This window comes from Bradyrhizobium sp. Ai1a-2, assembly GCF_000426245.1.
Lineage (GTDB): Bacteria > Pseudomonadota > Alphaproteobacteria > Rhizobiales > Xanthobacteraceae > Bradyrhizobium.
On sequence record NZ_AUEZ01000057.1, the window covers coordinates 1 to 22,759 of the forward strand.

23 protein-coding genes are annotated in these 22,759 nt (G+C 63.6%); 8 read left to right on the top strand and 15 right to left on the bottom strand.

What is annotated here, in order from left to right:
- Positions 1-507: 507 nt before the first annotated feature.
- On the bottom strand, positions 508-2,205 hold the full coding sequence (locus K288_RS0129625) for a diguanylate cyclase (RefSeq protein ID WP_027582827.1): 1,698 nt from the start codon (positions 2,203-2,205) through the stop codon (positions 508-510).
- A gap of 211 nt (positions 2,206-2,416) precedes the next feature.
- On the opposite strand from K288_RS0129625, the gene K288_RS0129630 reads away from it, so the two are divergent.
- Positions 2,417-3,106, top strand: a complete 690-nt coding sequence (locus K288_RS0129630) for a YggS family pyridoxal phosphate-dependent enzyme (RefSeq protein WP_027582828.1) — start codon at positions 2,417-2,419, stop codon at positions 3,104-3,106.
- Between the two features lie 137 nt (positions 3,107-3,243).
- Here K288_RS0129630 and K288_RS0129635 read toward each other — a convergent pair whose 3' ends face one another.
- Positions 3,244-3,813 carry a L,D-transpeptidase family protein gene (locus K288_RS0129635; protein WP_051334807.1) on the bottom strand — a complete coding sequence of 190 codons (570 nt, stop codon included), beginning with the start codon at positions 3,811-3,813 and terminating at the stop codon, positions 3,244-3,246.
- A 217-nt stretch (positions 3,814-4,030) separates the two neighbouring features.
- Here K288_RS0129635 and K288_RS0129640 point away from each other — a divergent pair, with 217 nt between their 5' ends.
- Together K288_RS0129640 and K288_RS0129645 are read left to right on the top strand one after the other, a co-directional pair.
- Positions 4,031-4,717, top strand: a complete 687-nt coding sequence (locus K288_RS0129640; protein WP_027582830.1) for a response regulator transcription factor — start codon at positions 4,031-4,033, stop codon at positions 4,715-4,717.
- 41 nt (positions 4,718-4,758) lie between these two features.
- Positions 4,759-5,199 (top strand): cyclic nucleotide-binding domain-containing protein, encoded by a 441-nt coding sequence (locus K288_RS0129645; protein WP_027582831.1) that lies wholly within the window; start codon positions 4,759-4,761, stop codon positions 5,197-5,199.
- A gap of 258 nt (positions 5,200-5,457) precedes the next feature.
- Here the strand turns inward: K288_RS0129645 and K288_RS0129650 are convergent, their stop codons facing one another.
- The 4 genes from K288_RS0129650 to K288_RS0129665 form a co-directional block, all read right to left on the bottom strand.
- Positions 5,458-6,273 carry an exodeoxyribonuclease III gene (locus tag K288_RS0129650; RefSeq protein ID WP_027582832.1) on the bottom strand — a complete coding sequence of 272 codons (816 nt, stop codon included), beginning with the start codon at positions 6,271-6,273 and terminating at the stop codon, positions 5,458-5,460.
- Positions 6,274-6,410: 137 nt separating this feature from the next.
- Positions 6,411-7,214 (bottom strand): outer membrane lipoprotein carrier protein LolA, encoded by an 804-nt coding sequence (locus tag K288_RS0129655; protein ID WP_051334808.1) that lies wholly within the window; start codon positions 7,212-7,214, stop codon positions 6,411-6,413.
- Positions 7,215-7,314: 100 nt separating this feature from the next.
- Complete coding sequence (locus K288_RS0129660) at positions 7,315-9,777, bottom strand: DNA translocase FtsK (RefSeq protein WP_027582834.1); 2,463 nt, start codon at positions 9,775-9,777, stop codon at positions 7,315-7,317.
- Positions 9,778-9,797: 20 nt separating this feature from the next.
- Entirely contained in the window at positions 9,798-11,018 is a 1,221-nt protein-coding gene (locus K288_RS0129665) for an aminotransferase class I/II-fold pyridoxal phosphate-dependent enzyme (protein ID WP_244443299.1), read from the bottom strand.
- 179 nt (positions 11,019-11,197) lie between these two features.
- Between K288_RS0129665 and K288_RS0129670 the strand changes: the two genes are divergently transcribed.
- A complete protein-coding gene (locus tag K288_RS0129670) occupies positions 11,198-11,434 on the top strand; it encodes an AbrB/MazE/SpoVT family DNA-binding domain-containing protein (RefSeq protein WP_027582836.1) in 237 nt (78 codons plus the stop codon).
- Entirely contained in the window at positions 11,431-11,838 is a 408-nt protein-coding gene (locus tag K288_RS0129675; protein WP_027582837.1) for a type II toxin-antitoxin system VapC family toxin, read from the top strand. The genes K288_RS0129670 and K288_RS0129675 overlap by 4 nt, the downstream gene beginning before the upstream one ends.
- Positions 11,839-11,979: 141 nt before the next feature.
- On the opposite strand, the gene K288_RS0129680 is transcribed toward K288_RS0129675, so the two are convergent.
- The 4 genes from K288_RS0129680 to K288_RS0129695 all read right to left on the bottom strand — a co-directional run bounded on the left by K288_RS0129680 (position 11,980) and on the right by K288_RS0129695 (position 15,884).
- Entirely contained in the window at positions 11,980-13,422 is a 1,443-nt protein-coding gene (locus K288_RS0129680; protein WP_027582838.1) for an ammonium transporter, read from the bottom strand.
- Between the two features lie 38 nt (positions 13,423-13,460).
- Entirely contained in the window at positions 13,461-13,799 is a 339-nt protein-coding gene (locus K288_RS0129685) for a P-II family nitrogen regulator (RefSeq protein ID WP_027582839.1), read from the bottom strand.
- Between the two features lie 306 nt (positions 13,800-14,105).
- Positions 14,106-15,407, bottom strand: a complete 1,302-nt coding sequence (locus tag K288_RS0129690; protein WP_027582840.1) for an ammonium transporter — start codon at positions 15,405-15,407, stop codon at positions 14,106-14,108.
- Positions 15,408-15,545: 138 nt separating this feature from the next.
- A complete protein-coding gene (locus K288_RS0129695; RefSeq protein ID WP_027582841.1) occupies positions 15,546-15,884 on the bottom strand; it encodes a P-II family nitrogen regulator in 339 nt (112 codons plus the stop codon).
- 252 nt (positions 15,885-16,136) lie between these two features.
- Here K288_RS0129695 and K288_RS0129700 point away from each other — a divergent pair, with 252 nt between their 5' ends.
- The gene (locus K288_RS0129700) at positions 16,137-17,024 is read left to right on the top strand and encodes a DUF4339 domain-containing protein (RefSeq protein ID WP_027582842.1); all 888 of its coding nucleotides are present in this window, start codon (positions 16,137-16,139) and stop codon (positions 17,022-17,024) included.
- A 182-nt stretch (positions 17,025-17,206) separates the two neighbouring features.
- Here K288_RS0129700 and tesB read toward each other — a convergent pair whose 3' ends face one another.
- Positions 17,207-18,067 (bottom strand): acyl-CoA thioesterase II, encoded by an 861-nt coding sequence (gene tesB / locus K288_RS0129705; protein ID WP_027582843.1) that lies wholly within the window; start codon positions 18,065-18,067, stop codon positions 17,207-17,209.
- A gap of 116 nt (positions 18,068-18,183) precedes the next feature.
- Between tesB and K288_RS0129710 the strand changes: the two genes are divergently transcribed.
- Positions 18,184-19,404: a ubiquinone biosynthesis hydroxylase gene (locus K288_RS0129710; RefSeq protein ID WP_027582844.1), complete on the top strand. Its 1,221-nt coding sequence runs from the start codon at positions 18,184-18,186 to the stop codon at positions 19,402-19,404.
- A 69-nt stretch (positions 19,405-19,473) separates the two neighbouring features.
- Here the strand turns inward: K288_RS0129710 and K288_RS0129715 are convergent, their stop codons facing one another.
- Positions 19,474-19,686, bottom strand: coding sequence for a Trm112 family protein (locus K288_RS0129715; RefSeq protein ID WP_027582845.1), 213 nt, complete (start codon positions 19,684-19,686; stop codon positions 19,474-19,476).
- A gap of 43 nt (positions 19,687-19,729) precedes the next feature.
- Positions 19,730-20,266: a TetR/AcrR family transcriptional regulator gene (locus K288_RS0129720; RefSeq protein WP_027582846.1), complete on the bottom strand. Its 537-nt coding sequence runs from the start codon at positions 20,264-20,266 to the stop codon at positions 19,730-19,732.
- Positions 20,267-20,342: 76 nt separating this feature from the next.
- Here K288_RS0129720 and K288_RS0129725 point away from each other — a divergent pair, with 76 nt between their 5' ends.
- Positions 20,343-20,693, top strand: coding sequence for a hypothetical protein (locus K288_RS0129725; protein ID WP_027582847.1), 351 nt, complete (start codon positions 20,343-20,345; stop codon positions 20,691-20,693).
- Between the two features lie 292 nt (positions 20,694-20,985).
- Here the strand turns inward: K288_RS0129725 and K288_RS0129730 are convergent, their stop codons facing one another.
- Entirely contained in the window at positions 20,986-21,660 is a 675-nt protein-coding gene (locus tag K288_RS0129730) for an LON peptidase substrate-binding domain-containing protein (protein WP_027582848.1), read from the bottom strand.
- 127 nt (positions 21,661-21,787) lie between these two features.
- Positions 21,788-22,708, bottom strand: coding sequence for a thioredoxin (gene trxA, locus K288_RS0129735; RefSeq protein WP_027582849.1), 921 nt, complete (start codon positions 22,706-22,708; stop codon positions 21,788-21,790).
- Between the last annotated feature and the right edge of the window lie 51 nt (positions 22,709-22,759).

Here is a 22,759-nt window from a genome sequence, read left to right on the forward strand (position 1 = left end):
AGGGCGTCATGCAACGACGCCCCCCTTTTTCCAGGCGACGATCGCCAAATCGTCCCAGTCCAACCTCCATCGACATAAGACCTCCCTCCACAAGACCGCCTCTCATCAGGGAATCAGTCTTCGCCGATCTTCGCAACAAAGATGTGTGCATTAGATAGCCGGTGACCGGGCTTTCTTGCCACCGTCACTCTGCTCAACGAACAGAACTTAGCGCCAGCGTCGGGGCGCCAGGACCACACGACTTCGCCGTCCGTGACGCCCACGCTCGTCAGTCACAACAATCACGTCCACCGCATCTCACCGCAACGTTCGTGACGATCGCGAGCCGCCCCTCATCCGGGTGAGACGCGCGGAGTCATAGTGCTGATTTGCCCGACGGGTTAAGTGGTTTATTTTTCGCGCGAAGACTGGACGAGGCAAATCACCTTGGAATTGCTGCCGAATTTTCTCTCGTCATTCCGGGCCCGTCCTTCGGACGCCCCGGAATGACGGAGCGTGGTGGTAGAGCTAGCTCGCCATCGCCATCTGTGCCGCGCTTCCCGAGCCCTGCACCAGACTGTGCTCGACGACGGTGTTGCGGCCACTGTGCTTGGCTGCGTAGAGGGCGGCGTCGGCGGCTTCTATCAGGTCGCCGGGGCGGAGTGCCGGGCTCGGCTTGGTGCAGGCGACGCCGATGCTGGCGGTGACGATCTGGTGGCTCGAGGTTGCGTGCGGCAGGCGGAGATCCTGCACCGTGGCGCGCACGATCTCGCCGATCTCTTTTGCACGCACCGCACTGGTGTTCGGCAACAGCAGGCAGAATTCCTCGCCGCCATAGCGGCAGGCGAAGCCCAGCGTATCGGCGGCGATGCCGGAGAGCGTCTCGCCGAGGCGGGTCAGGCAGGCGTCGCCTTCGGGATGGCCGTAGGTGTCATTGTAGAGCTTGAAATGATCGACATCGATCATCAGGAGCGACAGCTCGCAATCATATTGTTGCGCCTTCATCCACTCGAAATCGAGCCGGCTCTGGAAACCCCGGCGGTTGGCAAGCCCCGAGAGCATGTCGATCGACGCCATCACCGTCAGGCGGTCGTTGGTCGCGACGAGGTCGCGTTCGCGCTGGCTGAGTTGCGCGGCCATCGCGTTGAAGGCGCGGGCCAGCGGGACGAACTCCGCCGGCAGCTTGTTCTTGGCGACGCGGACGGACCAGTCGCCCTCCCCAAAGCGCTTGGCCATGCGGGTCATCACGTCGATCGGATGGATGATCAATTTCTCCGCGCCGACCAGCGCACCGAGCAGCACAAGCAGGCAGACGAAGCCGAGCTGCAAATAGGCGGTGTGGATGTCGCGATCGATCGCCGCCGTCACCTTGGCCTCATCGATGCTGACGATCAGCCGCGAGCGCGTGCCGGGAATGCGGGCAAAGCTGATGGTGCGGTTCGTGCCATCCGCCGCGGTGAAGGAAATCGAGCCGGAGGACTCGCCGTAGCTGAGCGCCTTGTCCGCGATTGCGGACATCAGCGGCACGGTGTCCAGCGAGCGGCCGATCATGCTTGCCTGATCCGGCGGGGCCGCGAGAACCGTACCGGCGCTGTCGACCAAGACAGAGGAAACACCGGCACGTCCGCCGTAATTGCTCATGATCTTGGACATCCAGTCCGGATTGATCGCGGCGAGAACCACCGACTCGGCTTCATTGTTGACGGCCGCCACCGGGTAGGCGGCCATCACGACCGGCGTGTTGGTGCGGCGGGCCACGATGAAATCGCTCAGGACAAATTCCCGGCGCGCCCTGGCTTCCGTCACATAGGGCCGGTCGCTGAGGTCGATGCCGACATAGTCGGTGTTGGTCGAGCACTGGATGCGGTTGTCGCTGCCGAGAAACATCAGGCTGCGGATCCAGGGCATGCTGGCGGGCACGCTGGCGCGCAGGATCTCGCAGCTCTTGCCGATGCCGCCGGCGGATGCGCGGATGTAGGCGGCGGATTTCAGCACGGTCTCGACCGATGAGATGACCTCGCGCTGGGCGTCGGCGCTATGTGCCGCGAGCGCGGCGAATTCTTCGGCGGCATGCGCGAGCTGCTTGGCCCGCGAATCCTCCAGGGTGCGGACGCGGTCCAGCATCAAGGGGGCCACCAGCAACAGCGCAAGCAGCGCCAATCGTGCGCGGATGCCTAGCAGGTTCTTGAGTTTGGCGCGGCGGCGGTTGAAATTAATTTTAAACATCAATGTCCCCTAGCCCCACTGGCGAAAGTAGAACGAAGGGTTCAAAAAGCCTTTCCCGGATTTGGTAAAATTCGAGGGAACCGCCGCTAGAGCGTTTTCGAGCGAAGTGGATACCGGTTCGCATAGCAATCAAGTTTACGCAGATTGCGTAGACTTATCTGCGCAGAAAACGCGCCAAAACAAGAATCCAGGCTACGCGTTGGTAGATGACATGACACCGGAAAACACAACACCGCTAACCGCGCATTCACCAAACGGTCTCGCTGAGGTCGAGAAGGAAATCGCGCGCGCCTGCAAGGATGCAGGTCGCGATCGTGGCTCGGTGACGTTGATCGCGGTGTCGAAAACATTCGGCGCGGATGCGATTTCGCCGGTCATCGCGGCCGGACAGCGGGTTTTCGGCGAGAATCGCGTGCAGGAGGCCAAGGCGAAGTGGCCTCCTCTGATGCAGGCACACCCCGGCATCGTCCTGCACCTGATCGGGCCGCTGCAATCGAACAAGGCGAAAGAGGCGGTGGCGCTGTTCGATGCCATCCATTCGGTGGACCGCCCGAGCATTTGCGAAGCATTAGCCAAGGAAATCAAAAACCAGAACCGGCAGCCGCAATTGTTCATCCAGATTAATACCGGCGAGGAGGCGCAGAAGGCAGGCGTTTCTCCCGCCGATGCGGACGCCTTCATCGCACGCTGCCGGGAGCACTACGGGCTTCCGATCTCAGGCCTGATGTGCATCCCGCCGGTCAACGACCCCCCTGCCCCGCACTTCGCGCTGACGGCCAAGATTGCCGCGCGCAACGGCCTGACGAATCTCTCGATGGGCATGAGCGCCGATTTCGTCACCGCGATCCAGATGGGCGCGACCCATGTGCGCGTGGGGTCCGCGATTTTTGGGGCAAGGTAGGATTGTTGGCGCTTTCCACCTCGTCATTGCGAGGAGCGAAGCGACGAAGCACTCCACCTCTCCGCGCGTGGAGGCATGGATTGCTTGGCTCCGCTCGCAATGACGACGGAGAATGACGTAACGACGTCGCAAAACGGTCAGCCAATGACGATTCTCGTCTGCGGGCTCATCCGGCGCAGCAGCCGCAGCATCGCGGATTTGGTCATCGAGACGCAGCCGGCGGTTGGCGCAAAATTTGGGCGGGCGAGATGCAGGAATACCGCGCTGCCGCGGCCGGCGACGCGCGGGCTGGCGTTGTGGTCGATCTCGATGATGAAGTCGTAGAGATGATCCTCGCGCGTCAGCCGGTCGCCATTCTGCGCGCGGATGAGCCGCACCGCCTGGTTGTAATGGCGGTCCCGCGGGTCCTCGCACCAGGCGTCCTCGGGCCGGATCGGACGGACGGGCAGGAAGCTCGCAGGTCGCGGAGAGCGGTCGGCTCGCCACCATATTTGCCGGGGGCGGAAGACCCCCCGAGGGGTGCCGCCGTCGCCCTCGCGCTTGTTGGCGAGGATGCCGCCCCGGCCAAGCGCCACCGGCACCGACCAGCCGTCGGCGGTCAGCCACCCCCGGCACGGGTTACCGGCAGCCGGTCGTATCCGGACCAGGGACAACGGTCGATCACGCGCGGTTGTCTCATAAGTGATTGAAAAATTGGAACTTCCCATGTGAATCAAAAAGCTGCCGCCTTGCCTGCCCGACCCCGATTGTTCTATCTGGCGGGATTACAGCACATTCATCCAATCGGATGCTGATTTGGGATAGACTGTGAACGGCTTGTGAATCGGTAATGAACGACTACCTACACCGCGAGTCTCGCTGTCAAGTCTCGGCCAAAGCGCTGTCCGCTTGTGTCCGCTGCCTGCCTCCAAGAGGATCGTTCCTATGGCCAATGCCCGCAAGATTTTGATCGTGGATGATGATACCGACCTGCGTGACACGCTGGTCGAGCAACTTTCCCTTCACGAGGAATTTGAAGCCTCCGCAGTCGATACGGGTGCCAAGGGCGCCAGCGCCGCCAAGACCAACTCGCCCGACCTGGTCCTGATGGATGTGGGTCTCCCCGACACCGATGGCCGCGAGGTGGTCCGGTCCCTGCGCAAGGGCGGCTTCAAGGCCCCGATCATCATGCTGACCGGGCACGATACCGATTCGGACACCATCCTCGGCCTCGAATCCGGCGCCAATGATTATGTGGCCAAGCCCTTCCGCTTCGCGGTGCTGCTGGCCCGAATCCGGGCGCAGCTCCGCCAGCATGAGGCCAGCGAAGACGCAGTGTTCTCCGTCGGCCCCTACAGCTTCCGCCCCGGCTCGAAGATGCTGACCGCCGCCAATGCGCGGAAGGTGCGGCTGACCGAGAAGGAGACCGCGATCCTGCGCTTCCTCTACCGTGCCGGCCAGATGCCGGTGTCGCGCGAGACGCTGCTGCAGGAGGTCTGGGGCTACAATTCGGGCGTCACCACCCACACGCTGGAAACGCATATCTACCGGCTCCGGCAGAAGATCGAGAAAGATGCCGCCAATCCCGAGATCCTGGTGACGGAAGCCGGTGGCTACAAACTGGTGCCGTGATACGATTCGCGACCGAATCGTATCCCCGGTCACCGGCCTGAATGTCGATCGAAGATGACGTAGCGCTGCTCGAACGCGTCTCCACCTTGCGCCTGCTGGGGGATGGTGCTTTGCGCATGCTCGCGATCGGCTCCGAACAACGCAATTTCGAACGCGGCGATGTTCTCTTCCATGCCGGCGACCAGGCGGATGCGGGCTATGTCGTGCAGCGCGGCGCTTTCCGCGTGGAAGATGGCGGCGCCGAGGTCATCGCCGGCCCCGGCGCGCTGATCGGCGAGCTCGCGCTGATCGTGCCGATGAAGCGGCCGTCGACCGCCACCGCGCTGGAGTACTCCACCTGTATTCGAATCGCGCGCAGCCTGTTTCAACGCGTGCTGGAAAGCGACCCCGCGGCGGCGGGAAGACTGCGCGACGAATTCGCCAAGCGCACCAGCCAGATCGCCAGCGATATCCTGGTCGCGGGCGGGAAGTTGAGTTCGTAGCTGCTGTCGTCCGGGCGACGAGAGTACAGACGTTTCAGTTGCACGAAGCCCGCGCCGCATACTCCCGCCTCTTCCCTTGTGGGAGAGGCCGGATTTCGCGCGTTAGCGGGAAATCCGGGTGAGGGGTATGCCTCCGCGAGTCGAAGTCCCTCGATAGACCGGGACCCCTCACCCGGATCGCATTCCGCTGCGCTACATGCGCTCCGGCCTCTCCCACAAGGGGAGAGGCGAAGTCGAGTTCGCGGACGCCGCGCAGCACTACACCTCCAGCGTCACCGTCACCGGCACGTGGTCGGACGGTCGCTCCCAGCTGCGGGCGTCGCGGGTGATGCTGAAATCCGTGACGCTGTCCTTCAGCGCGCGCGAGACCCAGATGTGGTCGAGCCGCCGGCCACGATCGCCGACGGTCCAGTCGGCGGCGCGGTAGCTCCACCAGGTGTAGACTTTCTCCGACAGTGGAATCCGCTCGCGCGCGACGTCGAACCATTCGCCATGCACCTGGGCTGCGAGCAGTTTTTCGGTCTCGATCGGCGTGTGCGAGACGACTTTCAGGAGCTGCTTGTGTGACCACACGTCGTTCTCGTGCGGCGCCACGTTGAGGTCGCCGACCAGGATGTGACGGTCCTCGCCGCGTGGATGCAAGGGCTCGCAGGCTTTCATCTCGTCGAGGAATTGCAGCTTGTGCTCGAATTTCGGATTGAGCGCGGGATCGGGGATGTCGCCGCCGGCCGGCACGTAGAAGTTATGCAGCACCAGCGGCTTTGAGAGCTGCGCCTTGTCGCCGAACTCGACCGAGATGTGGCGGGAATCGATCTTGTCGCAGAAGGTGCGGATGTCGGTCTTCTCGAACGGCACTTTCGAGATGATGGCGACGCCGTGATAGCCCTTCTGTCCGTTCAGCGCGACATGCTCGTAGCCAAGCCGCTTGAACCGCTTCAGCGGAAAGGCGTCGTCAATGCATTTGGTCTCCTGCAGGCAGAGCACGTCCGGCCGTGCCGACTTGATGAATTTCGCGACCAGGTCGATGCGCAGGCGCACCGAGTTGATGTTCCAGGTTGTCAGGGAGAGACGCATGGGAACTGCGTCTTAGCATGGATTGCGGCGATGGATAGGATTGTCCACAGGGCCGTGGACCGTAGGATGGGTAGAGCGAAGCGAAACCCATCATTTTCCCATGCAGCACGCTGATGGGTTTCGCTGTGCTCTACCCATTATCCCGGAGGGGTCGCGTAGTTCGTGAAATCGATCCTGAACAGGTTCGGATCGACCTTCTTCGTCGAATCGAGATTGTAGACGGCAACGGTCGTGTCGTAGCCCTGCGGATCGGTGACGGTCCATTGCTTGAGTTGGCCGTCCTTGGCGCCGACCATCAGCATCAAGCGGCTGGTGCCGATCAGTGCCTGCTTCTCCTCGATCGTGATCGAGATGAAGACATCGTCGGCAGTGACGCTGACGACGTTGGTGTCCTTCATCAGGTCGATGCGGTCGGACAGGAGATAGCGCAGCGGCGTCTGCGACAGCGGATAGATATCCTGCGTGGCGAGCTTGCGGTCGCGCACCGCGACGGAGGAGCCGTCGGCGACGATGTCGATCGGGCTCGGCGGCTCATATTCGAAGCGCACCTTGCCGGGCTTCTGGATATAGAAATCGCCCTTGGTCTTGGAGCCGTCGGGGCCGACCTGCACGAAACTGCCGGAGAGCGTCTGCAGCGACGAGAGATAGCTGCTGATCCTGGCGGCCTGCGCCTTCTGGTTGGCGTCGAACGTCGCGAAGATGCTGGCGGGGACGTTGCGGCGCGGATCGGGGATGATGGGCTCCGGCGGCTTCTGCGTCGAGCCCGTCGTCGTCGGGCTCCTCTGCTCCTGCGCGCTCATCTGCGTGCCGTCGCGGCCCTTCGGCGCGGGCTTCGGCACCGGCACGTTTTGCGCGGATGAGGGCGCTGCGCCGGCGATCGACGTGGCGATCAGGATCGCCAATCCGGAATGGATGGCGCGATAAGCGTGCTGTTTGGCCATTCGATATTTCGGATTCTGATGCAACGCGTGTTCCGGTGACTAGTTTATCGCGGGTAGTGCCGTTGGAATATCGCTTTTCCGTGAAATTCTCGGGGCAGGATCACATGCTGCCTTCTTCTTCGATCAGGATCTCGCGCTTGCCGGCATGATTGGCCTGGCCGACGATGCCTTCGAGTTCCATCCGCTCCATCAGGGAGGCGGCACGGTTGTACCCGATCTGGAGGCGCCGTTGAATATAGGAAGTCGAGGCCTTGCGGTCGCGTTTGACGATCGCCACCGCCTGCGCATAGAGGTCGCCGCCCCCGTCCCCGCCCATGCCGGTGGAGTCGAATACCGCGCCGTCCTCTTCGCTCGGCTCTTCCGCGGTAACGGCTTCCAGATATTCCGGCTGCCCCTGCGTCTTGAGATGGCGCACCACCTTCTCGACCTCCTCGTCGGAGGCAAACGGGCCGTGCACGCGGCTGATGCGGCCGCCGCCGGCCATGTAGAGCATGTCGCCCTGCCCTAGCAGTTGCTCGGCGCCCATCTCGCCCAGGATCGTGCGGCTGTCGATCTTCGAGGTGACCTGGAAGGCGATGCGGGTCGGGAAATTGGCCTTGATGGTGCCGGTGATGACGTCGACCGAGGGACGCTGGGTGGCGAGGATCACGTGCAGGCCGGCGGCGCGCGCCATCTGGGCAAGGCGCTGCACCGCGCCTTCGATGTCCTTGCCGGCGACGATCATGAGGTCGGCCATCTCGTCGACGATGATGACGATGTAGGGCAACGGATCGAGGTCGAGCTTCTCCTCCTCGTAGATCGCCTTGCCGGTCTCCTTGTCGAAGCCGGTGTGCACGGTGCGCGTGAGATCTTCGCCCTTGCCCTTGGCCTCGACGAGCCGCGCATTGTAGCCGTCGATGTTGCGCACGCCGAGCTTGGCCATCTTCTTGTAGCGCTCTTCCATCTCGCGCACGGCCCATTTCAGCGCGACCACGGCTTTCTTGGGATCGGTGACGACCGGCGTCAAAAGATGCGGGATGCCGTCATAGACGGAGAGTTCGAGCATCTTCGGATCGACCATGATCAGGCGGCACTGGTCGGGCCGCAGCCGATACAACAGGCTCAGGATCATGGTGTTGATTGCGACCGATTTGCCGGAGCCGGTGGTGCCGGCGATCAGCATATGCGGCGTGCGCGCGAGGTCGATGATGACGGGCTCGCCGCCGATGCTCTTGCCGAGGCAGAGCGGCAGCTTTGCCACCGACTCGATGGCTTCCTTCGCGGTCAGGAGTTCGCGCAGGTAAACCTTTTCGCGATGCAGGTTCGGCAATTCGATGCCGATGGCGTTGCGGCCGGCAACCACGGCGACGCGGGCCGACAGCGCGCTCATTGAACGCGCGATGTCGTCGGCGAGGCCGATCACGCGCGACGACTTGATGCCGGGCGCGGGCTCGAGCTCGTACAGCGTGACGACCGGACCCGGATTGGCCTTGACGATCTCGCCGCGGACGCCGAAATCCTGCAGTACGCCTTCGAGCGCGCGCGAATTGGCTTCCAGCTCGGCCTTGCTCAGCGGCTGGCGATCGGCGGCCTTCGGCGCCGACAGCACGGAGACCGAGGGCAGCTCGAACTTGTCGGAGGATTTCTTCTTCGCGCGCGGCTCGGCCTTCTTGCGCGGGGCGCGGGCAACCGGAGCTTCCTCTTCCTCCTCCTCGTCTTCCTGCTCTTCCTCTTCGATCTCTTCGTCGAATTCCTCGTTCGCCTCCGGCACCACGGAGGGTGCGGCGCGGCTGCCGAGACTGGGCTCCTGCCGTTCGAACGCGCCGGCGCCGCGCTGCGGCGCGCTCGAGACCAGCGACCGATAGGCGGTGCCGAGCGCCCAGCCGAGCCGCGCCTTTGCGCTCATCACCGCGTGGAACAGCCAGCCGAGCGAGATCGAGCTGCGATCCTCCTCGTCTTCCTCGACAAACGGCTCGTCATGATCCTCGATCGCCGTCAGCTCTTCTTCGCTCTCCTTTGCGCCCCAGCCGCTGGCGAACAGGAAGCTTGCGGTCATCGCGACGAACAGGATGGTGCCGAGCACCAGGCGATAGATCAGTCCGGCCGGACCGAACACCACCGCGGGCGCGCGCACCAGCGCGTCGCCGACCACGCCGCCGAGCCCGGTCGGCAATGGCCAGGCGCCATTATGCGGGAAGCAGCTCGCGACACCCGCGGCGATCACGGTGGTGAGGATCCAGCATGCCAGCCGCAGCGCTTCGCGGTCGAAGGCGCGATGTGTCAGCATGCGCCAGCCCCACACCGCGATGGGCAGGATCAGCATGATGGCGCCGAGGCCCAATATCTGCATCAGGAGGTCGGCGCCGATCGCGCCGGGATAGCCGAGGATGTTGCGGATCGGGCGCGAGGTGGCATGGCTCAAACTCGGGTCTTGCACCGACCACGTCATCAGCGCCGCGGCGGCGACGCCGGCGAGCATGATCAGGCACAGCCCGCCGAATTCTCGCACCCGCCGCTCCAGGGCTTCGCGGATCGGGACCGGCAGATGGCCGACCAGGGGAATGACACGTTCGATCGCTGGCATGCGCTTCCAAAGCCTTGCGATTAACTCAGGGTTTCGACCAGGCGGTGCAACGCCTCGGCCGTTGATTCACTGTCGGAGACCAGCGCGAGGCGGATGTAGCCCGCGCCGGGATTGGAGCCGTCGGCTTGCGGCCGCGCCAAATAGCTGCCCGGGATCACGCGCACGCCGGCATCGCGATAAAGTTTCACTGTCGCCGCCTCGTCGCCGCCACGCTCGGAGACGTCGAGCCAGACGCAGAAGCCGCCGGCCGGACGCTGATAGCCGTAGCGGCTGCCGAGGATCTGGTCGGCGAGATCGAACTTGATCCGGTAGAGCCTGCGGTTCTCCTCGACATGCGCTTCGTCGCTATAGGCGGCGACCGCGACATGCTGCAGCGGCACCGGCACTTGTGGTGCTGCGACGTTGCGCAGTTCATGGAACGCGGCGAGGAATTTCTTGTCGCCGGCCGCGAAGCCGACGCGCATGCCCGGCAGGTTCGAGCGCTTCGAGAGCGACTGGAACACGACCACGTTGGTGAAATCGGGGCCGGCACATTCCAGCGCGCTGCCTGGCGCTTCCCTGGTGTAGATTTCCGAATAGCATTCGTCGCTCAGGATGATGAACCCGAAGCGGTCGGCGAGCGCTTTCAGCCGGGCGAAATAATCGCGCGAGGCGACTGAGCCTTGCGGGTTTGCGGGCGAAGCGATGTAGAACGCCACCGTGCGCGCCAGCAGCGCGTCATCAAGCGCGTCGAGATCGGGCAGAAATCCGTTGGCCGGCGTGGTCGGCAGATAGACCTGCTCGCAGCCGGACGCGCGGGCGCCGGCGCCATAGGCCGGATAGAACGGGTTCGGCATCAAGATCGCCGGCGTCCCATGGCGCGCGCCGACATAGCGCGCGGCGGTGATCGCGGCGAAGAACAGGCCCTCGCGGCTGCCATTCAGCACCAGCACTTCGCTCCCGGGATCGACCGGCCGCGGCAGATGGAACCGGGTCGAAAGCCAGTTCGCCACCGCGCGGCGGAACGACTCGATGCCCTTGGCGAGCGGATAGCGCCCGAACTCGGCAGTGTGCTCGGCCAACACCGGTCCGACAAAGGCCGGAACCGGGTGCTGCGGCTCGCCCAACGACAGCGTAATCAATGGCTTACCGGGCTGGTAAGGCGCCAGCAGTTCGGTCGTGCGCGCAAACGGGGAACGTTCGGCCTGACCGGCCGGCGTTGCACTGCCGGCGTCTTGCGCCACGCCGGAGGGAACGGTCATTGTCATGTCTAAACGCCAGCACTTTCAACGCGGTCGAGGGGAATCCGGCTCGACTGTCAACCGATCAAGTCACCATAGATACGGCGAGGTTAAGACGCGATTAACCATCGGCGTCACTGCACAATGTTGCGTGGTATTACCATGTTTGTTATGGGTATTACCCTCCATGGAGACGAACGATGACGACGACAGTCACCCGTAAGGGCCAGGTGACGATCCCGAAGCCGCTTCGCGATTACCTGGGGATTGGCCCTGGCAGCCAGGTGAATATTCGGCGCGCCGACGATGGCGGCGTCCTGATCGAAAAAGCGGATGGACCGCGGCCCCCTAGCCGGTTTGCCAAGGCGCGCGGCTCCGCAGGTCCGGGCATGACGACCGACGAACTCATGGCTCTCTTGCGTGACGAGCCGGAATGACTCTGGTCGATTCGAACGTTCTTCTCGACCTTGCGACCGATGACGCGAACTGGGCCGACTGGTCCCAAGCGCAGCTCGAGCACGCGGCCTCGGCTGGGCCGTTGCTCATCAACAATGTCATCTACGCAGAAATCTCGATACGCTACCGCACGATCGAAGCCGTCGACGCCGCGCTCCGCGACCTCAAGCTCGAGCTGGCAGAAATCCCGCGTGCCGCGCTCTTCCTTGCAGGAAAGGCCTATATCCAGTACCGCGCCGCGGGTGGCAACCGCACAGGGGTACTATCCGATTTCTTTATCGGAGCCCATGCCGCGGTCGAGCAACTGCCACTCCTGACGCGGGACACGCGTCGCTACCGCTCCTACTTTCCGACGGTCGTCCTGATCGCGCCGAACGAACCGTAGCCCCTCGCATGCCGGCGTCGGCCAAAAAAGAAAGGGGCTCCAACTTGCGCTGGAGCCCCTCAACGGTCAGGGCATTGCCGGGTATGTGCCCAAACCGTAGTTCTGGGTGTGATCCCGGGAGAGATCACACCCCGGGAGAACTCACATGTTGTAGGCGCGCTCCGTGTGCTCGGTGATGTCGAGGCCTTCACGCTCGGTCTCGACGTTGGCGCGCAGGCCCACGATCACGTCGACGACCTTGTAGAGGATCGCCGAACCGATGCCGGACCACACCAGCGTGGTGCAGACGCCCCAGACCTGCGAGGTCATCTGGGCGACGAAGTCGTAGTCGCCGATCTTGCCGGCGACATAGTCCATCACGCCGGTGCCGCCGAGCGCCGGGTTCACCAGGATGCCGGTGCCAAGCGCGCCGACGATGCCGCCGACGCAGTGGACGCCGAACACGTCGAGCGAGTCGTCGTAACCCAGCGCATTCTTCACCACGGTGCAGAAGAACAGGCAGACCACGCCGACCACGAGGCCGAGCACGATCGCGCCCATCGGTCCGGAGAAGCCAGCCGCCGGCGTCACCGCCACGAGGCCTGCGACCGCGCCCGAGATGGCGCCGAGCATCGACGGATGGCCCTTGATGATCCATTCCGCGAACATCCAGGACAACGCCGCCGCCGCGGTCGCGACGAAAGAGTTGGTCATGGCGAGCGCGGCGCCACCGGAAGCCTCAAGGTTCGAACCGGCGTTGAAACCGAACCAGCCGACCCAGAGCAGCGAGGCGCCGATCATGGACATCGTCAGCGAGTGCGGAGCCATCAGCTCCTTGCCGTAGCCGGTGCGCTTGCCGATCAGGAGCGCGCCGACGAGACCGGCGATGCCGGCGTTGATATGCACGACGGTGCCGCCGGCGAAGTCGATCGCGCCCTTCTTGAAGATCCAGCCGGCGTCAGCGTTGATCTCGTCGAGCTTGGCCTGCGCCGCGGTCTTCGCCGCGCCGTCAGCGGCCGCCGCCAGCGCCTTCGCCGCATCCGTGATCGCGTCCGGTCCAGCCCAGTACCAGACCATGTGAGCGATCGGGAAGTAGATCAGCGTCACCCAGAGCGGGATGAAGAGCGCGACCGCGGAGAACTTCATGCGCTCGGCGAAAGCGCCGACGATCAGCGCGGGCGTGATCGCCGCGAACGTCATCTGGAAACAGACGTAGATGAGTTCGGAGATGTTGGCGTCGACGCTGAAGGTGGCCGCCTTCGAATCCGGCGTCACACCTGCCAGGAAGGCCTTGGAAAAGCCGCCGATGAAGTCCGAGCCGCCGGTGAACGCGAGGCTGTAGCCGTAGAGCGCCCAGAGCACGGTGACGATGCAGACGGTGTAGAACACCTGCATCAGCACGGAGAGCATGTTCTTGGAGCGGACCAGGCCGCCATAGAACAGCGCGAGCCCCGGGATCGTCATCAACAGCACCAGCACCGTCGACGTCATCATCCAGGCGTTGTCGCCCTTGTTGACGGTCGGTTCGGCATAGGCGGCGGTCGCAGCGAACAGGCCGAATGCGAGTGCCGCCAATCCCGCGCTGTGGGGACGTTTGAACGTCATGTTATTCTACTCCTGAATTGTAAGATTTGAGCGCGAAATCAGAGGGCCGCGGCATCAGCCTCGCCGGTGCGGATGCGCACCGCATGGTCGAGGTTGATGACGAAGATCTTGCCGTCGCCGATCTGCCCGGTCTTTGCCGCCGACGTGATGGCGTCGATGGTTTTGTCGACCTGGTTGGCCGCAACCGCGACCTCGATCTTGATCTTGGGCAGGAAACTCACGGCGTATTCAGCGCCGCGATAGATCTCGGTGTGGCCCTTCTGACGCCCGTACCCCTTGACTTCCGTCACCGTGAGACCGTGAACGCCAATGGCGGTCAGGGCGTCGCGGACTTCTTCCAGCTTGAATGGCTTAATGATCGCCATAACAATTTTCATATGTCCTATCCCCGCTTGGGCCCGGCGCAGACGAACCGGGTGTTTTCGACTGAGATCCACCACGCGGAGAAAATTCACGACGCGGTCACAGCCGACGGCGTTAGAATCAAATGCCGTGCCAGATCGACGGCGCTGCCTAACGGATTATGAATCCGCTCGTTTTCGCGCTTGACGGGAATTGGTCGGACCTGCGCTATTCCGTCGCGCTCAAAACATAATCAATATAGCCCAATTCGTAGGCACGACAGAGTCCGGACATAATCCTGCCCAGTGGGACGGCAATTGGGGGTAATTAAGTAGCGAAAACTACTGCAGCGCCTCGCCGTGCTGCGAAATATCCAGGCCTTCCAGCTCCTGCTGTACCGACACCCGGAGCGGAACGAAGACGCTGACCAGCTTCAGGAGCACGAAGGTCACGCCACCGCACCATATGAACGTAACGGCGACGCCGGCGAGCTGGATCAGCAGTTGCTGCGGATGGCCCTCGATCAGGCCGGCCGTGCCGCCGATGGCGCTGGTGGCGAACACGCCCGCGAGCAGCGTCCCGGCCATGCCTCCGACGCCATGAACGCCGAACACGTCGAGTGAATCGTCATATTTGAAGCGGAGTTTCAGCCAGGTGCAGGCCCAGAAGCACACGAGGCCCGCGATGATGCCGATGATGACCGCGTGCCATGGTTCCACGAAGCCCGAGGCCGGCGTGATCGTGCCCAACCCCGCGACTGCGCCCGAGATCATGCCGAGCACCGACGGCTTGCGCCGCGTCGCCCATTCGATCGCGCCCCAGGTCAGCGCGCCTGCGCAAGCGGAAAGATGCGTGGCGATGATCGCCATCACCGCGCGCGAACTCACTGCAAGTGCCGATCCGCCATTGAAGCCGAACCAGCCGACCCAGAGCAGCCCGGTGCCGATCACCGCGAGCGACAGGTCGAACGGCGACAGGTTCTCACTGCCATAGCCGTAGCGCTGCCCCAACACGCGCGCGGCGACCAAGCCGCTGACGCCGGCCGAAAGATGCACCACGAGGCCGCCGGCGAAGTCGAGCACGCCGGCATTGGCGAGGAAGCCGCCGCCCCACACCCAGTGTGCGAGCGGAATATAGGCGAAGATGAACCAGCCGACCGAGAACCAGAGATAGGCCGAGAAGCGCATGCGATCGGCGACCGAGCCTGCCACCAGCGCCACGGTGATGATCGCAAAGGTCATCTGGTACAGCATGAACAGCGCTTCCGGGATCGTCTTCGCCGCCGGATTGATGCTGTCCATGGTCATGCCGGCGAGAAACCAGCGGTCGAGCGTGCCGATCCACGGCCCATCGCCGACGAAGGTGAGCGAGTAGCCGAACATCACCCAAAGGATCGAGATGATCGCGACGGCCGACAGGCTCTGCGCCATCGTCGCCAGCACGTTCTTCTTGCGCACCATGCCGGAATAGAACAGCGCAAGCCCCGGGATCGTCATCATCAGCACCAGCGCGGTGGCGACGATCATCCAGGCGGTATCGGCGGCGTTGATGGCCGACGTCTCGGCGTGCGCGGCCGTTGCCGACAACAGCGTCGCAAGACCAAGCGGCGCGATCAGCCGCACGGCGCGAGATGGTGCCCCCATGGTGTTTCCCCAGCAGAAATGAAATGATTCCGGTTGATGCAGCCGGCGGCGTTGTCGGCGCCCGCGTTCGGCGAGAATTCATTCTTGTTTGAGCATGATCTTTTCGGAAAACCGGAGCCCACTTTTCCGGATCATGCTCTAGAGCGCGTCGCTGTCGGTCTCGCCGGTGCGGATCCGCAGCGCATGTTCGATCGGCGTGACAAAGATCTTGCCATCCCCGATCTGGCCGGTGCGTGCCTTTGCGGTGATGACTTCGACCGCCTTGTCGGCGACCTCGGACGCGACCGCGATTTCGATGCGCAATTTGGGCAGGAAGTTCACGACATATTCGGCGCCGCGGTAGATCTCGGTGTGCCCCTTCTGCCGACCATAGCCTTTGACTTCAGTCACGGTCATGCCGTGGACGCCGATCTCGGTCAGCGCCTGGCGAACCTCGTCTAGTTTGAAGGGTTTGATGATGGCGACGACAAGTTTCATGGCTAGCGGCCCGTATTCTTCTTAAGCGCGGCCACCCCTTGCTCTCTGGATGGCCTTCGATCGCGCGCCAATCTGGCATCTTTCTGGGCAAATGGCACAAAAAAGTTGCAGGTTTAGGGGGAAAACATTGGCACCCCCAGGGCTCGCTCCCTGTACAGGGGACATGATCGTCGATCACAATGCGGCTTTCCTGCTTCGCCAGTCGCGCCGCTGGCGCCAATTCCCGAGAATCGTGTTTTCCAAGGAAGTGCCATGGCCGATCGATCCTGGTTTTATGCATCCGAGGGCCAGCAAAAGGGTCCGTTTCCTGAATCCCTGCTCCGCGACCTCATCGTCCGGGGCATTGTCGGGCCGGATACGCTGGTCTGGACCGAGGGAATGTCGGGGTGGCAGAAGGCAGGCGAGATTCCCGGACTGATTTCGGATGTTTCCGGACCAGCGATGTCCTCGCAGGCGGGCGGGCCGCCGATCCTGACTGCAGCCGGCTATGCCGGCGGAGCAGTCTCGGCCGACCTGCCGATCTGGGGGCTGTTTGGACGCAGCCTGTGGTTCGCCATCGGCCAGCTTCTGGTAATCCCGGCGCCGTGGGCCGCCACCGGTTTTTATCGCTGGATCATTCCGCACATCAACGTGCCTGGCCGGCCGAATCTCGGTTTCACGGGGCAGGTCGGTGACATCTGGTACGTGTTCGTCGCGATAGGGCTCTTGAGCTATTCGGGCTGGCTCGAGAGCACGACGCTTGAACTGCTTGCGTCGGTACTGCAGGCGTCGCTCGGATGGGTGGTCATCCGCTGGGTCGCCAGCAATCTCAGTTCAAACGGACAGCAGCTCCCAATCGCGTTCAGCGGCAGCGTGATCGCCTATACCGGGTGGTACCTGTTGTTGGCGATCTCCTTCATCAGCATCATCGGCTGGGCGTGGGTGACCACGGCGTGGATGAGGTGGCTTTGCCGCAATATCGAAGGCACGCGCCGCGAAATCATCTTCAAGGCCTCAGGCCTCGACATGCTTTGGCGAACCGTCCTGCTCACGATCGGCTGCATATTGCTGATTCCGATCCCGTGGGCGTTGCGCTGGTATGCGAACTGGTACATGTCGCAATTCGCGCTGGTCGAGCGCGGCACGCTCGCGAACGCGTAGCGCGACGAATGCGATGCCGATTGGTTTCACCTCTCCCGCTTGCGGAGGAGGTCGGCGCGAAGCGCCGGGTGGCGGCTTTCTCCACTCAAGGAGTATCACTCGCGGAGATACCCCCACCCCAGCCCTCCCCGCAAGCGGGAGAGGGAGCGCAGTTTCATCGCGGCGGCAAATCTAGCGCGCGGTTACTTGCGTTCGCGCACTGAACCTTCCTGCGCCACCGAGGCCACCAGCGTGCCGTCGGGCTTGAAGATCAGGCCGCGCGTCAAGCCGCGGCCGCCTTGTGCGCTCGGGGAGTCCTGGGCGTAGAGCAGCCATTCGTCGGCGCGGAACGGGCGGTGAAACCACATCGCGTGATCGAGGCTCGCCGGCATCATGCGCTTGTCGAACAGCGTGCGGCCATAGCGCGCCATCACCGCGTCCAACAGCGAAAAGTCGGAGGCATAGGCGAGCGCGCACAGATGCAGCGCGGGGTCGTCGGGCAGCTTGGCTGCGGTGCGGATCCAGACATGGATGCGGCCCTCGTCGATCTTCTGGCCGAAATAGCGGCCGAGCTCGACCGGGCGCAGCTCGATCGGCCGATCCGATTCATAATAGCGGCGGATGAAATCCGGCATTTCGCGGAACATCGGCTGCTTCGACACCTCCTCCGCGGTGAGTTTTTCCGGCGGCGGCACGTCAGGCATCTTCTCCTGGTGATCGAATGCGCCCTGCTCCTCGGCATGGAACGAGACCATGATCGAGAAGATGGCATTGCCGTGCTGGATCGCGGTAACGCGGCGGGTCGAATAGCTCTTGCCGTCGCGCAGCCGCTCGACCTCATAGATGATCGGGACCTGGGGATCGCCCGGCAGGATGAAATAGCAATGGATCGAATGCGGCAGGCGGCCCTCGACGGTGCGGCAGGCCGCGACCATCGCCTGGCCGATCACCTGCCCGCCGAACACCCGCTGCCAGCTCGTTTTCGGGCTGTTGCCGCGGAACAGATTCACTTCGAGCGGTTCGAGATCCAGGATGGAAAGCAGGTCAATCAGGCTTTTTGACATGGATCGCCTTCCAATTTGTTGTGCGGCATTAAGCACCTTGTTTGGTGCCACTGTTTCGCCCAGCTGTTATCAGGTAGCAAGCACAGTCTGAGGGCATGAGCGCGTAAGGGACTTGCATGTCGGCACAGCGAGGCATTGTCATTTGCGGGGGCGCCTTTGCGGGCCTGGCGCTGGCCCTGGCGGTGCGCCAGGGGCTGGGCGCCGAAATCCCCGTTATCGTCGTCGATCCGGCGCTCGGGCAGCGCCCGAGCCGCGATCCGCGGGCGACTGCGATCGTCGCCGCCTGCCGCCGGCTGTTCGAGGCGATCGGCATCTGGGCCGAGATTGCCGAGACGACGCAGCCAATCCTCGACATGGTCGTCACCGATTCGCGGCTCGACGATGCCACGCGGCCGGTGTTCCTGACCTTCGCCGGCGATGTCGAGCCTGGCGAGCCCTTTGCGCATATGGTCGAGAACCGGCGTCTGATCGACGCGCTGGTGGCGCGCACCGAGGCCGAAGGCATCGATCTCCGCGCGAGTGCGGTTTCGACCTATGAGGCCAATGCCGATCTCGTGACCGTGACGCTCGCGGATGGCAGTGTGATCGAAGCGAGCCTGCTGGTAGCGGCTGATGGCGCGCGCTCGAAGCTGCGCGAGCGCGCCGGCATCGTCACCCATGGCTGGGACTATGACCAGTCCGGCATTGTCGTCACGGTCGGCCACGAGCGCGATCACCAGGGTCGCGCCGAAGAGCATTTTCTGCCCGCAGGTCCGTTCGCGATCCTGCCGCTGAAGGGAAAACGCTCGTCGCTGGTGTGGACCGAGAACCGCAAGGAAGCGTCCCGCATCGTCGGCTTGAGCGAGGGGGAATTCCACGACGAGTTGGAGCGGCGTTTTGGTTTGCATCTCGGCGAGGTCAAGGCGCTCGACAAGCCGCGCGCGTTTCCGCTCGGCTATTTCGTCGCGCGCTCCTTCATCGCCGAACGGCTGGCCCTGGTCGGCGACGCCGCGCATCTGATCCATCCGATTGCGGGGCAAGGGCTCAATATGGGGCTGAAGGACGTCGCGGCATTGGCGGAAGTGGTGGTCGATGCGGCACGGCTCGGCATCGATCTCGGCCAGGCCGATGTGCTCGAGCGCTACCAACGCTGGCGCCGCTTCGACACCATGGCGATGGGGGTCGCGACCAATTCTCTGAACTTCTTGTTCTCCAACGAATCGACGCTGCTCAGGACCGTGCGCGACGTCGGGCTCGGCGTCGTCGACCGCCTGCCGCCGCTGAAGAGCCTGTTCATCCGCCAGGCGGCGGGGCTGTCGGGCGAAGTGCCGCGGCTGTTGAAGGGCGAAGCGCTGTAGCGCGCGAATGGCGAATAGCGAGTGGCGAATGGAAGGCTCCTCTATTCGCTATTCGCCACCCCCTATTCGCTATTCGCCTCCTCTATCATCGATCTTGCGTGCTTCTTCCGGCAGCATGATCGGGATGCCGTCGCGGATCGGATATGCGAGTTTTGCGGAGCGCGAGATCAGTTCTTGGCGTTCCGCGTCGAACTCCAGCGGACCCTTGGTGATCGGACAGACCAGGATTTCCAGGAGCTTTGGATCGGCGGTGCTTTCGAGATGATCGGTCGGGGCGCTCATGACGGTCTTCCAGCTCGGGGGCTTGTTTCTCTATCACACTCGATCAACGCACTGCCATGCGCAAGAGTTCGTCGACGATCGTCTGCTGCTTTGCTTTCGGCAGCGGCTGCTCGGTCAGCGCGTGGCCGAGAAACGCCCAATAGAGAATCTGGGCGCGAGGGCGGGCTATCTCGTCGGTGAGGCCCGCCCGCTTCAGGAGGCCCTCGACATAGCCGAGCCGCCGCTGGTCGATCGCCTGCACGGCGGCGCGTGCTGAAGCGTCGACGTTCGCCCAGCTTCGGATGGCGTTTTCCAGCGCCAGCCTTTCGGAAAACACCCGACGCAACAGCACGGCGAGGGCGTCGGAACCGGGCGCTGCCGCCTCGACATCGACGATGATCCGCTCCGCGGCGATCTCGCGCCAATGTTTCAGGACGCCGGCGTGGTAGGCGGCGATATCGGCGAAGTGCCAGTAAAAGCTGCCGCGGGAGACGCCCATCTGTTTTGCCAAGGGTTCGGCCTTCAGCGCGGTGAAGCCGCGTCTTGCCAGGGCTTTCAGGCCCTGGTCGAGCCAGTCCTTTGCGGAAAGCTGATCGGTCATGCGGCCACCATACACCAGTGTATTGACAGGCGCCAATGCGCGGGCGATAACCATACACAACTGTATGGAGGCGAGCATGCGCGATATCCTGCTGCAATGTTCCGGCCTCGCCGCGATCGCGGCGGCGCTGATCCACGGCTACCTCGGCGAGTTCAAGGTGTTTCCGAAAATGACGATCGAGCCGGCGCGGCTTCGCACGCTGATCCGGCTGGTCTGGCAGGCCGGCACGGTGGCATGGATCGGCGGCGGCGTGCTGCTGCTCGCCGCGCCCTGGATGGCCTCGGAGGTGGCGCGGCACTGGATCGTCGTCACGCTGGCCTGCGTGTTCGCCTTTGCGGCCTTCGCCAATGCGGTTGCGACGCGCGGCCGGCATTTCGGCTGGATGGCGCTCGGCGCCGTGGTCGCGATGGCGGTCGCGGGGTATTAGAGCGAGATGAGATTGGGCTGGATCGCATCCGCGATGGATGCTGCGCTCCCTCTCCCTCTCCCGCTTGCGGGAGAGGGTTGGGGTGAGGGTATTTCCTCGGGGTTGGACCAGCGTGATTTCAAGACAGAACGTCCGAGTGGAGAGAGCCCCCACCCGGCGCTGCGCCGTAGTCGAAGCTCTGCTTCGGCGTTCTTTAGCAACGGCCGCCAATGGCGGCCCACGCCTCCTCCGCAAGCGGGAGAGGTGAAGCGAGCCCGCGGCCGATTCGACCAAACCGCGTTCGAGCCGCAAATCACTGCAATGGCGGATCGCCGCTGGTGCGCTTCTTGGCGAGATCCATCTCGGTCACCGCGATCAGGATTTCCGCGCGGGTCTTCAGGTCGGGCGCCTCAAGCATCGCCTGCTTCTCCGCCGGGCCATAGGGCGACATCATCGCCAGCGCGTTGACCAGCGCCTCGTTCGGCGCGGCTTCGATGCCGGCCCAATCGACTTTCAGATTGTTGGCCTTGAGGAAGTCCGTCAGCACCGCGAGCAGCGCCTCGCGGTCGACATCCTCCTCGCCCTTGCGCGCGACGAAATCGCTGCTGAAGGAGAAGAAGTCGACCTTGCACTGGCGGTACGCGGTCAGCACGGTGAGCTCCTCGACCACCTTGAAGCGCGCCACGCCGGTGAGTTCGAGGATGTAGCGGCCGTCGCCGGATTCGGCGAGCTGGGTGATGCGGCCGACGCAGCCGATGCGGAACAGCGCCGGCTTCTCCTCATTGTGCGAATGCGTCACGTCGGGCTGGATCATGCCGATCAGCCGGTGGCCGTCGCGGAAAGCGTCGTCGACCATCGCGAGATAGCGCGGCTCGAAGATGTTGAGCGGCATCTGGCCGCGCGGCAACAGCAGCGCGCCGGCAAGCGGAAAGACCGCGATCACCTCCGGAAGCTCGGCCGGGCCCCGATATTCGGCATTGATCGGCATCTGCGGCCCCGGTGTTATGCACGCACTAGATCATGATCCGATTGAAACGAAATCGGATCATAGTCTCATGTTTTTGTTTGAGCATGATCATTTCGGAAAACCGGTTTCCACTTTTTCTGATCATGCTCTAGGAGAACAGGATCGTCGAAAGCCGCTTTCGTCCTTCGACGGTCGCTTCATCCGCTCCGCCCCACGCTTCGAACAGCTGGACCAGCTGCTTGCGTGCGCCGTCGTCATTCCACTTGCGATCGCGCTTGACGATCTCCAGGAGCTGGTTGGTCGCCTCGATGCGATTGCCCATCGCGTTCAGCGCGGTAGCGAGATCGAACCGCGCCTGATGATCGAGCGGGTTCGCGGCGACCTTCTGTTCCAATTCGCCGATCGGACCGACCGATTGCGCCTGCTCGGCAAGGTCGATCGCGGCCTGCACCGCCTTGACGGCCGGATCGTTACGCTTGGACTCCGGCACCATGGCCAGCGTCTGCTTGGCCTGGTCGACCGCGCCCGTCGTGACGTAGCATTTGGCGAGACCGGCGAGCGCGGCGATATTGGTGGCGTCGATGCCGAGCACCTCGGCGTAGATCTGCGCCGCGGCCGCGGCGTCGCCTTCGGCGAGCACGGCGTCGGCTTCCTTGAGGATCTCGGCAATATTCGGCTCGCCCGCGGCCGGGACGCCCTTGGTCAGCCGCTCGATGAAGGCGTTGACCTGGCTCTCCGGGATAGCGCCCATGAAGCCGTCGGCCGGCTGACCGTTGACGAAGGCGATCACCGCCGGAATCGACTGGATGCCCATCTGGCCGGGGATCGACGGATGCTCGTCGATGTTCATCTTGACGAGCTTGACCCGGCCTTTGGCGTTGGTGACCACCTTCTCCAGGATCGGGGTGAGCTGGCGGCAGGGGCCGCACCAGGGCGCCCAAAAATCGATCAGCACCGGCTGGCGCTTCGACTCCTCGATCACGTCCTTGACGAACGTCTGGGTGGTCGTTTCCTTGATCAGATCACCTGCCTGCGGCGCCGGACCGCCGCCCTGCTCAACTATCGTCACGATATCCTCGCCTGATGTCCCGAGATTGGCGCCCGTTCTAGCACGGCCGGA